The sequence below is a fragment of the Paenibacillus sp. JNUCC 35 genome, from assembly GCF_058269095.1.
Genome location: NZ_CM177771.1, coordinates 2,364,908 through 2,379,094, shown reverse-complemented (window position 1 = coordinate 2,379,094; position 14,187 = coordinate 2,364,908). Strand labels below are relative to the sequence as shown.

Annotated in this window: 15 protein-coding genes; 7 read left to right on the top strand and 8 right to left on the bottom strand. The window is 55.5% G+C overall.

What is annotated here, in order from left to right:
- Nucleotides 1-6: 6 nt before the first annotated feature.
- Nucleotides 7-774 carry a metal ABC transporter ATP-binding protein gene (locus tag AC2TF6_RS11000; protein ID WP_491311014.1) on the bottom strand — a complete coding sequence of 256 codons (768 nt, stop codon included), beginning with the start codon at nucleotides 772-774 and terminating at the stop codon, nucleotides 7-9.
- A 21-nt stretch (nucleotides 775-795) separates the two neighbouring features.
- On the bottom strand, nucleotides 796-1,779 hold the full coding sequence (locus tag AC2TF6_RS10995) for a metal ABC transporter solute-binding protein, Zn/Mn family (RefSeq protein ID WP_491311013.1): 984 nt from the start codon (nucleotides 1,777-1,779) through the stop codon (nucleotides 796-798).
- Nucleotides 1,780-2,443: 664 nt separating this feature from the next.
- Here AC2TF6_RS10995 and AC2TF6_RS10990 point away from each other — a divergent pair.
- Nucleotides 2,444-2,761 (top strand): hypothetical protein, encoded by a 318-nt coding sequence (locus AC2TF6_RS10990; protein WP_491311012.1) that lies wholly within the window; start codon nucleotides 2,444-2,446, stop codon nucleotides 2,759-2,761.
- Nucleotides 2,762-2,883: 122 nt separating this feature from the next.
- A complete protein-coding gene (gene udk / locus AC2TF6_RS10985; protein ID WP_491311011.1) occupies nucleotides 2,884-3,513 on the top strand; it encodes a uridine kinase in 630 nt (209 codons plus the stop codon).
- A 242-nt stretch (nucleotides 3,514-3,755) separates the two neighbouring features.
- On the opposite strand, the gene AC2TF6_RS10980 is transcribed toward udk, so the two are convergent.
- Nucleotides 3,756-4,952, bottom strand: a complete 1,197-nt coding sequence (locus tag AC2TF6_RS10980) for an MFS transporter (protein WP_491311010.1) — start codon at nucleotides 4,950-4,952, stop codon at nucleotides 3,756-3,758.
- A gap of 89 nt (nucleotides 4,953-5,041) precedes the next feature.
- Nucleotides 5,042-5,590 carry a hypothetical protein gene (locus AC2TF6_RS10975; protein ID WP_491311009.1) on the bottom strand — a complete coding sequence of 183 codons (549 nt, stop codon included), beginning with the start codon at nucleotides 5,588-5,590 and terminating at the stop codon, nucleotides 5,042-5,044.
- A 263-nt stretch (nucleotides 5,591-5,853) separates the two neighbouring features.
- Here AC2TF6_RS10975 and AC2TF6_RS10970 point away from each other — a divergent pair, with 263 nt between their 5' ends.
- Nucleotides 5,854-6,969 carry an aminopeptidase gene (locus AC2TF6_RS10970; protein WP_217559246.1) on the top strand — a complete coding sequence of 372 codons (1,116 nt, stop codon included), beginning with the start codon at nucleotides 5,854-5,856 and terminating at the stop codon, nucleotides 6,967-6,969.
- A 167-nt stretch (nucleotides 6,970-7,136) separates the two neighbouring features.
- Nucleotides 7,137-7,340, top strand: coding sequence for a hypothetical protein (locus tag AC2TF6_RS10965; protein WP_491311008.1), 204 nt, complete (start codon nucleotides 7,137-7,139; stop codon nucleotides 7,338-7,340).
- 237 nt (nucleotides 7,341-7,577) lie between these two features.
- On the opposite strand, the gene infC is transcribed toward AC2TF6_RS10965, so the two are convergent.
- Nucleotides 7,578-8,066: a translation initiation factor IF-3 gene (gene infC / locus AC2TF6_RS10960; protein ID WP_491311624.1), complete on the bottom strand. Its 489-nt coding sequence runs from the start codon at nucleotides 8,064-8,066 to the stop codon at nucleotides 7,578-7,580.
- Nucleotides 8,067-8,246: 180 nt separating this feature from the next.
- The gene (locus AC2TF6_RS10955; protein ID WP_491311007.1) at nucleotides 8,247-9,962 is read right to left on the bottom strand and encodes a L,D-transpeptidase family protein; all 1,716 of its coding nucleotides are present in this window, start codon (nucleotides 9,960-9,962) and stop codon (nucleotides 8,247-8,249) included.
- A gap of 199 nt (nucleotides 9,963-10,161) precedes the next feature.
- Here AC2TF6_RS10955 and AC2TF6_RS10950 point away from each other — a divergent pair, with 199 nt between their 5' ends.
- Complete coding sequence (locus tag AC2TF6_RS10950) at nucleotides 10,162-10,293, top strand: hypothetical protein (protein WP_009672691.1); 132 nt, start codon at nucleotides 10,162-10,164, stop codon at nucleotides 10,291-10,293.
- 84 nt (nucleotides 10,294-10,377) lie between these two features.
- Here AC2TF6_RS10950 and AC2TF6_RS10945 read toward each other — a convergent pair whose 3' ends face one another.
- The gene (locus tag AC2TF6_RS10945; RefSeq protein WP_491311006.1) at nucleotides 10,378-10,755 is read right to left on the bottom strand and encodes a PH domain-containing protein; all 378 of its coding nucleotides are present in this window, start codon (nucleotides 10,753-10,755) and stop codon (nucleotides 10,378-10,380) included.
- 65 nt (nucleotides 10,756-10,820) lie between these two features.
- Entirely contained in the window at nucleotides 10,821-11,897 is a 1,077-nt protein-coding gene (locus AC2TF6_RS10940; protein ID WP_491311005.1) for a DUF3900 domain-containing protein, read from the bottom strand.
- A gap of 195 nt (nucleotides 11,898-12,092) precedes the next feature.
- Here AC2TF6_RS10940 and AC2TF6_RS10935 point away from each other — a divergent pair, with 195 nt between their 5' ends.
- Both AC2TF6_RS10935 and AC2TF6_RS10930 read left to right on the top strand, forming a co-directional pair.
- Nucleotides 12,093-12,344: a hypothetical protein gene (locus AC2TF6_RS10935; protein ID WP_241688710.1), complete on the top strand. Its 252-nt coding sequence runs from the start codon at nucleotides 12,093-12,095 to the stop codon at nucleotides 12,342-12,344.
- A 253-nt stretch (nucleotides 12,345-12,597) separates the two neighbouring features.
- On the top strand, nucleotides 12,598-14,001 hold the full coding sequence (locus AC2TF6_RS10930) for a hypothetical protein (protein WP_491311004.1): 1,404 nt from the start codon (nucleotides 12,598-12,600) through the stop codon (nucleotides 13,999-14,001).
- Nucleotides 14,002-14,187: the final 186 nt, after the last annotated feature.

Below are 14,187 nucleotides of genomic sequence, written 5' to 3'. Positions count from 1 at the left end.
TAGCTTCTACAAACGCCGGTCCAGCAGAGCCAGACGACCCCCGTAAGTTTTTTGAAGATTGTTTCGGTTAAATACCTCGGATACGGGACCCGCGGCAATCAGACTGACATTCAGCAGCATGACCGTATCGAAGTATTCTTCCACAGTCGACAGGTCATGATGGACGACCAGCACCGTTTTCCCCTGATTTTTCAGCTCTTCCAGCAGCGTAATAATCGCACGCTCCGTTGCGGCATCCACACCGACGAACGGCTCATCCATAAAATACAAGTCCGCGTTTTGAGCCAGCGCTCTTGCCAGAAAAACGCGCTGCTGCTGCCCGCCGGACAACTGGCTGATCTGACGGGAGGCAAAGTCGGCCATCCCGACCTTTTCCAGGCAATCCAGCGCCAGCTTCCGCTCGGCCCCGCCGGGTCTGCGAAACCAGCCGAGCCGGCCGTAGGTTCCCATCATGACGACATCAAGCGCGTTCGTCGGGAAATCCCAGTCCACCGATTCCCGCTGCGGAACGTAACCGACCCGTTTGCGCTGTTCCCGGTACGGCTTGCCGTAAATGGACACCCGCCCCTCTACCCGCGGGATTAAACCGAGCGCCGCCTTGATCAGGGTCGATTTTCCCGCGCCGTTCGGTCCGACTATGCCGACCAGACTTCCTTCGGGAGCCGCGAAAGTGACTTGCCTGAGTACCGGCTGCTTCCGGTAAGCGACGGTCATTTCTTCAATGAGCAGGGGCGGCTTTTGCCGGTTCTCCTGCGCGAGATGCTGAATCTGCATGATACATCCTCCTTGGTTCGTTTATTTCAAAGCTTTCACGATCGTGTCGACATTGTGGCGGACCATTCCGATATACGTGCCTTCGTTCGTGCCTTCCTCACCCATGGCGTCGGAATACAAAGTACCTCCGATCTTGACCTCATGGCCTTTCTGCTTAGCGCCTTCGATAACGGCGTCTATCGCTTTCTGGGGAACGCTGGATTCGATAAAAACGGCTTTGATTTTGTTGGTTACCAGGAAATCGCGCAGATCGGTCACGTCCTTAGACCCGTATTCGGAAGCCGTGCTCATCCCTTGAAGGCCCATAACCTTGATGTCGTATGCGTCGCCGAAATAGCCGAAGGCGTCGTGCGCGGTTACGAGAACCCGGGCGCCTTCGGGTATGGAGGCAATTTCGGACCGGGTGTAGACATCCAGTTCTTTTAATTTCGCCAAATAGGCGTCGGACTTGCTGCGGTAATCCTGTTCGTGAGCGGAATCGAATCGGATCAGTTCATCCCGGACTTTTTCCGAAGCGGTCATCCAGTGTTTCACATTAAACCAGATGTGGGGGTCATACTGGGTACCGGCATCGTCTCCCGAACGGAGCTCCTTGCGGTCAATGGGATCAGACACGGCAACCGTCGGTTTTTTGCCCCCCATTTGTTCCAAAATCTCCGTCATTTTCCCTTCCAGATGCAGACCGTTATAAAAAATGATGTCCGCTTTGTCAAGCTTCGAGATATCTCCTTGGGAAGCTTTGTATAGATGGGGATCGACCCCCGATTTCATCAGACTGGTTACTTCTACATGCTCTCCGCCTATCTCGCGTGCAATATCGGCAATCATACCGATTGTGGTCGTAATGCGGACCTTGCCTGCGTCTCCGGCCTTATCCCCGGCCACTGAGGCGGGCTTGGGATTGCAGGCCGACAGAGCCATCACGCTTCCGACGATCAAAACCACCAGGGATAGGCTCTTCCATCTCCCGCGTCTTTTCACAGCCCGTTCATGCAATCGATTCATTTTTGTTTCTCCTCCTGATCATTAGTAAGCGAACTTATTCAGTGGTTTGCCCCTCACCAGACACATTATTTCCTCGAGGAAAATATGTTTCCCTAAGGAAAAATAAAGGGCAAAAAAAAGTTCTCTTTTCACTGTTATTATTCCCTAAAAAAATAAATATTGCAATAGGGAAACTTTTTTAACCTTTAGAAACTTTTCTGGCCGAAGCAAAAAAAACGCTGCCCTTATCGGAAACAGCGCCGGATCAAGTCTATTCATGAGAATTTAACAAGCGGGCGAACTCTCTTCAGGTTTTACGATTCGTTTTTATTAATTTCGTTTAAATTCGGCGGATACTCCGATGCTTTGCGTGAATTTAAGGTCACTGCTTCCGATTTCAACCGGCTTTTGTTTTGCTTGTCATCTATTTTGGTCGATTTGTTGAACGGCATTGCACATTCACCTCCGCTGTCGTTATCTTTCGTAGGGTGCCCAAATCACGTCGCTCCATAACGAGTTGTTCAACGATTACGGATTGCCTTTTAAATTGTCAGAATATTATGTCGAAATTTTGGCGCGTTTATCGAGTTTTGCGCTTACCCAGGAAATATAGTTCCGCCAAGGGAAATAACCGAATGAATCTGCCCGCAAATGTACATCGTATAGAAAAAGGAGGTTGTTACGCATGGTAGAAAGTCAGCAGCACCAGCAGTTTATCCGGCATGCCGTCGAGGCGGCGGACGCGGCCATTCTGGCGGCGCAGGAAGCGGAGCACGAGCTTCAGGAGGCCATTACACAGGCCGATCCGAATGCGATCCATCGGGCACAGGCCAAACTGGGCTCGGCCAAACGTCAGGTAGCCGAAGCGGCCGCCCAAATCCGTTCGTTCGACGGGGATCGGTACGGTCAGCAGCTCCAACAGACGATCGAACAGTTGCAGCAAGCCAAGCAGGATTTGGAAGTAAGCGAAGATCATTACCATACGCCGAAGCAAGTCCGGTGAATTACGCTCCGAAAGGAGCTTTTTCTTTTTGAAAAAATTCTACAGTATGATAAACTATTCAGGGTATATAAAGCGCCGGCCTTATCTTAAAGGGCGCTGAACAGGGAGGGCCTTCATAATTTATGTTAGTCATTGGGATAGCCGGGGGAACCGGTTCGGGGAAATCAACGGTCGCCCGTTCGATCATAGACGAGCTCGGAACGAAAAACGTAACACTCATTTGCCAGGACAATTACTATGCGGACCGCAGCGAGCTGTCCATGGATGAACGCGCCAAAATCAATTACGATCATCCGAACGCGTTTGAAAATGAACTTCTGCTGAAGCATCTCGGCGAACTTCGGAAAGGCCGTGAGATTCAGGTCCCGATATATGATTTTACACAGCATGCCCGTTCCTCGGAAACGCTGCACATTCAAGGCACGCCGATCATTGTGATCGAAGGCATCCACGTCCTGACGGACGAGCATCTGCGCAAAGCGCTCGACATCAAAGTGTTTGTCGATACGGACCCGGACGTCAGAATTTTGCGCCGCATTATGCGGGATACGAACGAAAGAGGCCGCTCTCTGGAATCGGTTGTCGATCAGTACATCATGACGGTAAAACCGATGCATGATGCCTTTATCGAGCCTTCCAAAAAGTATGCGGACATCATCATTCCCGAAGGCGGAGAAAACGAGATCGGCATACGCCTGCTCACCACCTTAACGGAAAGTTACATGGATACCCTGCTGACGGATCTTAATTAACTCCCAAAGCAAAACAACGGCTGCAACCGCAGACGCATAAAAAGACCTGGATACAGCCTTCGCTGCATTCAGGTCTTTTTGAGTCGGAAAAGGATCGCTGCCTCGTAAGCCGACGTCTGCTGACTGCTATAAGCAGACATATCCGGCCGGCAGGCTGCAAGTACAAGCGCACAGCCGCGCGGATAGATAGACGCTTACGGCCGCCTGCGGCTCGCAAACAGGATGATAATCCCCGGGACAGTTTACGCTTGCCCGATTCCGGCGTCGGGCCCTCCCCTTTTGCGGGTCCGGACCGCAAGCCCGGTAAAAACGAACAAGACATACACGGAACCAAGCAGGAAGAAGAGGCTGCTGAGGGAGATATACTGAATGCCCAGTCCCCCCAGATTAGGCCCGACAACGCTGCCGATACTGAACAGAATCGAGCCGATCACGTTGGCTGACGGAAGAAGCTCCCGTGGGAGCAGATCGGCCGCGTATGCGAGTCCCAGCGAGAAGAAGGACCCGATCATGCCCCCTGCCGTCAGCAGGAGAAGGCCGATTCCCCATACGGAACTTCCGGCGAACGGAACGGCCAGGAAAGCGGCGGCTCCCATCGCGGCGGCCGCCAGAAGCACCGGCTTGCGGCCGATTTTGTCGCTCAGCATGCCGAGCGGCAGCTGCAGAATCAGTCCGCCGAAACCGACAAGCGGAAGCAGCATAGATACCGACGTATCGCTGAGTCCGAGCCGGAGACCGTAGAGCGGGAAGCTGCTGTTCAGCACCGCTTCGGTGTAGCCGTACAGGAAGGTCGGGATAAGCGCGAACCAGGCGATTTTGGCCGCGATGCCGTACCGCTTCTGGGCGGGGGACTCCTTTCCTTCCGACCGGACCTTCTGGTCGGGAAGCCTTTGCAGCAGCAAAATAACGACCGTGTAGAACACCGCCACCGTCAAAAACGGCGCGTAGGAACCGAGCGCGAGCAGATTGATGCCCGCCGGACCGATGCTGAATCCGACTCCGTAGGCCATGCCGTAATAAGAAATATAGCGGCCCCGTCGTTCCGGAGGAGCCGAGGTGAGGATCCACAACTGCGTCGTGTAATGCAGGATGGAATTTCCGAATCCGATAATAAACCGCAAAATAAACCAGAACGTAAGATTCCCCCATACGGGGATCAGCAGAATAGCCACTGTTTCCATAGCGATTCCGAGAATTAAAATTTTCTTGTATCCGAGCGCGAACAGAATCCGTTCGACTACGAACATGGATGCGAAGCTGCCGATATACATGGCGGCGGCGTTAAACCCGTTTACTCCCGAAGATACCCCTGTTTGCTCCAGCAGGATGGTAAGCAGCGGGAGCAGAAGTCCTTGACTTAAACCAGAAATGATGACAACCAGCAGCAGAAGCACCAGGCGGCGTGTCGGACTCATCGTCTTTACCGACGATACGTTCATGATGTTAAACCTCCCAGCCTAATGAAAAACACCTCGACTATTGTACCATCGGCTGGAGCGCTTGTGAATTGACCTCCGGATAATTTTTTTTAGGCTTCAACGCTTTCCCCGTTTTCTCCGATAAAGTCCAAACGGTCCCCGTAAGCCAGTAGCTTGCCCGGAAGCGGCACGCCGAACCGTCTCCAGACGAGCAGCCTGACCTTCCGGATCCATTCGTCGAAGCCTTTGTACCCCGCAAACATGGCTGCATAACGATCGTTCATCATGACAAAATAAGGGCTGGCGTATTTGTCGGTCAAAAACCGGAGCGACGTGTCGACGGGGGTATATTTCTTGCGCTTGCCTTCCCACGTGTCCACCGTGTATCTCTCCGCCGGCTTGTCCCGGAGCAGGTCTTCCAGCAGCTTTACCCGTTTGTGATACGCAACCGCGCAGGGTACGCCCATCCGCTTCAAGCTTTCTTCATGCTGGGGATAAAAGACGACCTTCCTGAATTTACGCTCGTCCGCGATCGCTTCTACCAGACCGATTTCTTGCTCTGACCAGTCTTCAAACGTTTCAAAAACGAGCAGTGTTCCGCGCTGAGCGGGCGGCTCTTCTTCGTATCCAAAAGGCACCATCGTATTGCCTCTCGCCATTTGCGAACGCCTCCTTGTGGCCGTTTTCGTTTAGCCTTGCGTGGTTGCTTTCATTTTACCCGAAACGGTCCCGATGAACACACTGTAATCTCAGGCGTACGGCAGATTTCACGAAATAATTGACCACTAGAAGAATGTATGTTCCATAATTCACACTATTTTTGGAGCCGTCTTCTACACATCCCCAAAATGTACTATAATGGGAAGAAGCATGCCTTCAGTACCCCGTACTGACATTTTTTACATAGAAGGAGTTCCTGCCCATGAGAGATCCAAGAATGGTTACATTTGCACGCAACATTATCCGCTATTCGGTTGAACTTCAGCCGGGCGAAAATATCCTGATCGAGCTGATCGGCGTTAAAGATCCGGAGCTCGCGAAGTGCTTTATCGAAGAAGTGTACGCGGTCGGCGGCAACCCAATCGTCGAACTCCGCGATCCCGCGATCAACCGCAGCATGATGCTCGGCGCTACCCGCGAAACGCTGGAGAAAAAAGCCGAAATCGAACTGAGCCGCATGAAAGAAATGCAGGCTTACGTGGCCGTGCGCGCCGGCGACAACGTGACGGAAACCGCGGACGTTCCGGAAGACCGCTTGAAGCTGTACATGAGCGTGTACTCCAGACCGGTGACCAACCAGCGTGTCAACCATACGAAATGGTGCGTCATGCGCTATCCGAACGGCTCCATGGCCCAACTGGCCAACACGAGCACCGAAGCGTTCGAAGACTTCTACTTCCAGGTGTGCAACCTCGACTACAGCAAAATGGAAACGGCGATGGAGCCTCTCGTCCAGCTCATGAACCGTACCGACAAGGTACGCCTTGTTTCTCCGGGCACCGATCTTTCGTTCTCCATCAAAGACATTCCGGCGATCAAGTGCTGCGGCAAACGCAACATTCCCGACGGCGAAGTATACACCGCTCCTGTGCTCAACACCGTAAACGGTATCATTTCGTATAACACGCCGACTGTATACTCCGGAACTTCTTTCGAGAATGTCGTCCTGAAATTCGAAAACGGAAAAATCGTTGAAGCGACGAGCAACAACTCCGCCCGCATGAACGAAATTCTGGATACGGATGAAGGCGCACGTTATATCGGTGAATTTGCGATCGGGGTGAACCCGTACATTCTGCACCCGATGAAAGACACCCTGTTCGATGAAAAAATCGACGGCTCCATTCATTTCACGCCGGGACAAGCTTACGAAATCGCCGACAACGGCAACCGCTCTTCCGTTCACTGGGATATCGTGCTTATCCAGCGTCCTGAATACGGCGGCGGCGAAATCTGGTTCGACGATGTGCTTATCCGCAAAGACGGACGGTTCGTTATTCCCGAGCTGGAATGCCTGAACCCCGAAAACCTGAAATAAGCAGCACCTTTAACGCATGGCGTAACGCACCCTACAGCGATTGCGCCGCGCATTACGAAACAGCTTCACCCATCCGGGTTGGAGCTGTTTTTTTGACCTGTACATGCAAAAGGATGGATGGGGCAGCCTCCCGGCGGCCCAAAGGAGCCTGAGCGTCACAATCAACGATGGAAGATTCAATCGGAAAAGCGCTTCGCTTCACCATGTCGGTTCCCGGCGTCTCGACGGCCATTATAGGCACGAGCAAACCGGACCGCTGGGTGCAGAACGCCCGGCTGGCCGGGCCGGGCCTACTCCCGCGGGGAGAACTGGAAGCGATCCGCGCTCGCTGGAAGGAAGCTGCCCGTCCCGACCGGATCGGGCAGATGTAAACGGCAAAAGAGCCGTCTCCCTGATTCGAAAGGGAGACGGCTCTTTTGTTTTTTGCCGGGACGCAGGGAACGCGCCGGATTGCGGGACGCCGCCTGCGCTGCAATCGCAGCGCAATGTTACGTACGGCACCGCATGGCGGGGTTCACCTGCGGACAACCCCACGCTTTTAGTTTTCGTGCCTGAGTCTATGCCCGGAAACATGCGTTCATTTCTGAGCGGATACCGGAGGCGAGTTTCTATGACGGATTGACGCGTACTGCCGCCTGCTTGCCGCTGACCTGGATGTTCGTCTCCTTCGTGCCGGCGGCGAACAGATCCTTAACCAGCCGTTCCAGAAGCTCCTTCGCTTTCGGTCCTTCTTTGCCCTGGATGCGGACGACGAGCTGTACGGCGTTCCCGGAAGCCAGAAGCTTCTCGGCCTGCCTCTGTTTCGTTTCGTAGTCGTGGTCTTCGATGTGAACGGTGAGCCTCAGCTCCTTCACTTTCAGAGGCTTGTCCTGACGGCGGGCTGCCTGCTTGTCTTTCTGGACCGCCTGCTTCGCCGTGCCGCGGGCGGCAAGCTTGCAGGGGGGCGGGCTGCTCATCAAGGACGTGCAGACCAGATCGGCGTCCGCTGCCTTCGCCAGCTTAAGCGCTTCTTCCCTTGGCATTACTCCGAGTTTTTCCCCGTTCAAACCCGTAAGCTCCACCTCGGCCGCTTTTATTTTCTCGTTCATGATAAGCATCATAAGTTCCTCCCGGATGTTGTGTGTCCGGAAACTTCTGCCGCTATATTGCTGCGCTATAGAACCGGTTCGTTTCCGTACTCTCCTTCTTTCTATTGTAGGGGATACGGGAAGGAAATACAAAGCGCCCGGCAGGGAAACTCCCCTCTCCGGACGCTTGTAATCGCATAACGGGTGCAGTCAGCCCAGCCAGTGGAACACGGTCCCCGCCGGGGCTCGCTCCCGCACGGCAGGCGCTCCCGGAGGGCGCAGCGCTTCGGCTGCCCCCGCGAGGTCCAGCCCGCCGGAGACGGCCGGCACGCCCGCCCCACCCGAGGCAGGCGCGGCATCCGCCGCGAATCCGGCTCCTGACGCAGGCCCGGCCTCGGATGCGGATAGCCCGCCGGCGGCAGGCGCAGCATCGGCGATGCGGACCGCGCTGCCCTTCGGCACGAGCGCGAACAGCGCCTGCATGTCGGCATCGCCGACCCGGATGCAGCCGAGCGAGCGCCCGGCGCCGACAGAAGCGGCATCCGCCGTGCCGTGCACCGCGATGGCGCCCAGACCCAGCGCCGCGGCGCCGTACACGCCCGGCGTCCTGCCCGCAGGAGCGATGACCCGCTCCTGCACGGCGAACGTGCCGTCCGGCGTCGGCGACTCCGGACGGCCGATTCCGGCGCGGGCCTCCAGCACCGCGCCTCCGGCAGTTAAGAGCAAGCGGTGCTCCCGCTTGCTCACGGTCACCTGCACAGGCTCGAACGGGACGTTCGCCTGTGCGGCAGCGCTTGCGGGAAGGAGGATACCCGCAAGCGAAGCCCCCGGCAGGTTCGGCGTCAGGGCCGAACCGGCATCTCCGGCGGCGGGCCGGTAGACCCACCCACCCCCGCCGTCGTAAGACGGGCTCACCCGGGTGGAGTCCGTCACGGTTTCCCGCGGCACGAAGCTGAGGTAATTTCCGGGATAATCGCGGACCAGTTCGTCCAGGCTTGCCGGAAATTTCCCTCCGTGGTCCGCCGCGTAGGCCCCGAGCGCCGTGCGGATGAGCTGGGTGCCTATCCGCGTCAGCACCTGATTGCGCGGCGCGCCTTCATCCAGATAGGTGATCTCCGCGGTTTTGCGGAGCGTCGGCGCATATTCCGCCGCCGCGAAAGCACCCTTCACTTCGGCGGGGTCCTTGACCGGGACCGCTTGCCCGTCCATACCCGGGAGCGCGTCTTGTCCGGTCAGCCGGATGACGTAAATAACCCGGCTTTTTTGCGGATCCCGCCCGATAAGAAGCTCCATCTCCTCCCGGAGGATCGCCTCCGCCCGGGCGCTGCCCGTACCTGGGGACAGCCGCAGCAGATAAGGCCGTTCGTCCGGTTTCACGCCGGAAAATTCCTCCGGGCGTAAAGAAGCAGCTTCCGGCGAGAAGCTGCTTCTTTCTTGAGGCTGAGATGCATGCGATTCGTAGCTTGAGGGCTTTCCGTTTTCCGCGGCGGAAGCGGTCTGTTTGTTTCCTGCTCCCGAGAGGAGAACGACCAGCAGGACCAAATTGATGACGATGAGCGCATAGAGGAAAGTCCGCAAAAATTTGTTGAATTTGCTTCCCGTCGCCGCCTCCAGCTCTTGGCGGACTCCCGCCAGATCGTTTTCCTCCCGCTTCGCCAGCTCGTGTACGGCCCGGTTGGCGTCGGAGTAAAACGGGGAGGGGTACGTTTTCATCACCTCTTGATAGTGAAAAAGCGCCCGGGGCAGGTTCCCCTGCTCCCTTGCCCGCTCTCCCATGCGAAAATGTGCTTCGGGAGACGTTTTATCGGCATAGCGGATGACTTTATCGAAATACTGCGGGTCTCCCCGGCTGATGTACAAATTTTTGTTGACCCGCACCAGCTGCGGTTCCAAAGGATGCGAAAACCGGTTCGTCGCTCCTCCCATTCCCTACCTCCTGTTTGCTGTGATGAGAGATTAATAGGTTGTTCGATACATATTGTATCAACATAAATACATTTTGTATAGTTAGAATCGTACGCCAATTTTTGCGCGCGCCTCTTCGCTATTTTTCTCACTATTCCGCCTTCGTTCGGTGCATGAATTGTTCACCTTGCAAGCAAACTAACAAACGGAGGTGGATTCCATGGCAGGAAGAAACAGCAAGCCCAAAAATCGCGGTCCGGCCAGTCATCCGGGCAGACTCGACCAGTTCGGCGACAAGCTGGCCGACGGCAAAGGTCCAGAACCGAAGCCCGAAAACGTTTTAGGGGAGTAACTTCTTTTCTCCGCAGGATTCCGTCTTCACACGAAAAAAGCCTTCCGGTCCTTTCGGTCCGGAGGCTTTCTTTGTTTATGCGTTTTATCCCAATACATACCGGCTGAGCATCGCGTACACGTCGTTAATGTTGGCGCTTTTGTTAAATTTCTTGACGATAGGCTCGTGGGTGCTCGACAGCCAGATTTTCAGCTCGGCATCCAGATCGAACGTCCCCGCACTCTCTTTCGCGAACCGGATAATACTTTTGTAAGGCACGGACATGTATTCGACCTTGGAGCCCGTTACCCCTTGCTTGTCGATCAGAATGAGGCGCTTGTTCGTAAAAACGAACCCGTCCCGGATGACTTTGTATGCGATCTGCACCTGCTCGCCCGGAATAAGAAAAGGCTCCAGTTCCTTCTGAAGCTTCTCCGGAGACATTTCCGAAGCATTTCCCAATAAACCGTCCAAGATCCCCACAGCTCATCAGCTCCCTTGCCCATAATCCTTATTTTAGCACACCCCGAACCGGGCGGAGCCGCCTTTTAAAAATCTCCGTCGCCGGCGTCCTGCGCGGCTTCGCGTTCCAGCCGTGCCAGAACGGACTGGATATCTTCGGGCTGAAGCAGCTCCACGGGTGAAACTCCCTTCTCGAAATGGAGGGAGCTGCCGCTCAGCAGGACGACATACTGATCGCCGAACTTGGCAAAATGTACTTTTCTCCCGTAATCCGCGAGCTTCCCTTTTACGGTCAAATGATCGAGCTTAAACGTCATGCCCAGATCCGGCTGCTGCTCCACCAGAAAGTTGGCCGCCTCCATGACAAGCTCCGGCGTCCATTTCTCCTGCAGCTCGCGCTTCTCGCTTGCCGCCCAGAGTTCTAGGTCCCTCTCCTCCGCTTCTTTCTGCTCGGGATGTGCTTCCAGCGTCTGCTCGATATGCTGCTGAACCAGATTGACAACCTGATGATTAAGCAGCTCCGGCATCGATTTTTCATACTCCACGAATTTAAGCAGATCCTCGAAATATTTGGCGTGCGACGGCTGATGGATTTTCAGCTCCCAGTCCTCAAGCATGCCGACCTCCGGCATATACGGATACTGGATCGCTTTCATATTTTTCGCGTTGATGGCCATTTCCACTTCATGCAGCAGACTGGATTCATCCGTAATGCGGGCTATTTTGGGCTCGAAATCGCATTTCATTACGAATACGAACGGCTCGTCGAAATACTGCGGCAGCTTGGCGCAGGCCGTAATGAGCGCTCCGCTGCGCACCGAACTCGTCTGGATGTAAGCTCTTGCCAGCTCGTCGCTTTCTTTCAGAAAATCGTCTCGTGACGAGGCGCTGCGAAGTCTCGCGAACATATTGTAGTTCGGATTCGTTTCGAGGCCGCACCCCGGTTCCGTTATAAACCGTCCGATTTTGGTCGGAACCTGTTCCGACTGCGGATTACGCTCCACTTTGCGTTTGGCCAGCCGGGCAAACTCGCCGCCCAGAAACTGTTCGAGCGCACTGCCTTCGTAGGCATCCCCGTCCAGAGTCTGAAAATGACGGTAAGCCTTGCCCGTCCCTTCTTCGCGTATGACAAAAAATGAGATAAATTTCACTTCGAATTTCATGCTTTTTTCCCCTTTATCCGTTAACCTGCTGTCTAACCTTCTATGATTGTAGCGAATCCCGCGATTTTTGACAAAAGAAACTGACTCCGGACAAAAAAAACTGCCAAGCCGTGTGATTATTGGAAGCCTCGACCTGTCTATATTGATAGGAACGATAGAAAAACGATTTACTATGGAGTTGGGGTGTACGATGAGATGATTTATGGAACGATGTTGTTGGAAACGGATATCGAATTGTTCGCCGCAGCACTTTCGCAGACCGAAGTCTACATCTGGGGAATGGATCACAACGATGTGTATGTCCAAATCGGACGAGGTTTTATCGAGAAATACAACCAGGACCAAGTGAAAATCCGTTCGAGCCTCAATAGCTGTACCATGATTTACTCCAGAGAAAAATGCGAATTCAGCGCCAAAACTGAAAGCGCGGAGGAGCAGCCTAAGTAAGCAAGCCAGCAAACCCGTCTAAATAGAGATGAAATGAAGCCGACCCTACATACCTTACAAATTTGCCCCTTTTTAAATAGCAGGAACAACCTTTAGATGATAAATAACTATTCTTATTAACTGCTAAAAACCCCCTCGCCCGAGGGGGTTTCTTTTTGCTGCACGGACGGGCCCGAATCGGCCCGGAACCTTCGTACGGGACCTGCATAAGCTGTAGCAGTACAGGATGTAAGCCCAAGACGGAGGGATTCCCGTGAGTGTGGAACTGGTGGGACTGCATGGCGTTTATGTATGTTTTATTGCCCTAATTATCGGGTTTATGCTGTTTCGTAAAGATACGACGCCGGTTTGCCTGATCGGCATTTTCTTGCTTGGCCTCGCCGCTACCGGTTCTCTTCCCCAATCGGTCGGAGGCATTTTCACGAGCCTCATCTATGCCATGAAAGAGCTTCTGCCGACCATCCTCGTCATCTCGGTCATCGTCGGCATGAGCCAAGTTCTCTCGTTGTCCGGCATCAGCGACACGATGATTTCACCCGCGGCGAAGCTCATCCGCAGCCCCGGAGCGGCCTTCTGGATCATCGGCATCGTCATGATGACCGTTTCCTGGTTTTTCTGGCCGTCGCCGGCCGTTGCGCTGATCGGGGCCGTGCTGCTCCCGGCGGCGGTCCGTGCCGGTCTGCCGGCCATCGGGGCCGCCGTGGCCATGAACTTGTTCGGCCACGGCATCGCGCTTTCCGGCGACTACGTCATCCAGGCCGCCCCGAAGCTGACCGCCGACGCCGCCGGACTTCCCGTCGGCAGCGTCATGGAAGCTTCCATCCCGCTCGTCGCCGTGATGGGAGCGGTCACGACCGCGGCCGCTTTCTGGTTCCTGCGGCGAGATTTGAGAAGCGGCGCATTGAAGCCGGAAAGCGCCATCAAGCCGCCGGCGCCCGTCATCGGCGGCGCTTCTTCCGGCGGGAAGCTGCTGACCGGCAGGAAGCGCCTGGTTCTCGCGATCGCGATTCCCCTGCTGTTCGCGGCCGACATAGCGGCCATGTTCCGGCTGAACCTGCAAGGAGGGGAAGCGACCGCTCTGATCGGCGGGACGGCCGCCCTGATCCTGCTGCTCGTCTCGCTCATGGCCCACCGCCGGGGCGGGTTCGGTAAAACGACCGCTTACCTGGTGGACGGGTTTCATTTCGGCTTTAAGGTATTCGGCCCCGTCATTCCGATCGCGGCCTTCTTCTACCTCGGCGACGCGGCTCTTACCGAGCTGTACGGGCATGTCCTCCCGGCTGCTTCACACGGGATCGTGAACGATCTCGGATTGGCGCTGGCCCAGACCGTGCCCGTCCATCCGGCCGCAAGCGCCGTCACGCTGACAGCCGTGGGTGCCATCACCGGGCTGGACGGGTCGGGCTTCTCCGGCATCTCGCTGGCCGGCTCGGTCGCCCGCCTGTTCTCCTCCGCCCTCGGCGCGGGAGCGGCCACCTTGACGGCTCTCGGCCAGGTGGCCGCCATCTGGGTCGGAGGCGGCACGCTCATCCCGTGGGCGCTTATTCCCGCCGCCGCCATCTGCGGGGTCGATCCTTTCGAGCTCGCCCGGCGGAACCTGAAGCCGGTGATGATTGGCCTGGCCGTCACGACCGTCGTCGCGATGTTTCTGATCTGATCCGGCGGAGATCATACCATGCTCAGCGTGCGCGTCAGCCGGGGCTATGTTCTTTACAAACTCTTTCCAGCGTCGTTCTTACTAGGGTCTTACTTGGTTCTTACTTGGTTCTTACTTGGTTCTTACTTGGCATTTGCTGCCTTGTTGACTTTTCCTCCTGCTTGCCATGCTCCAGGATGCTCCTGC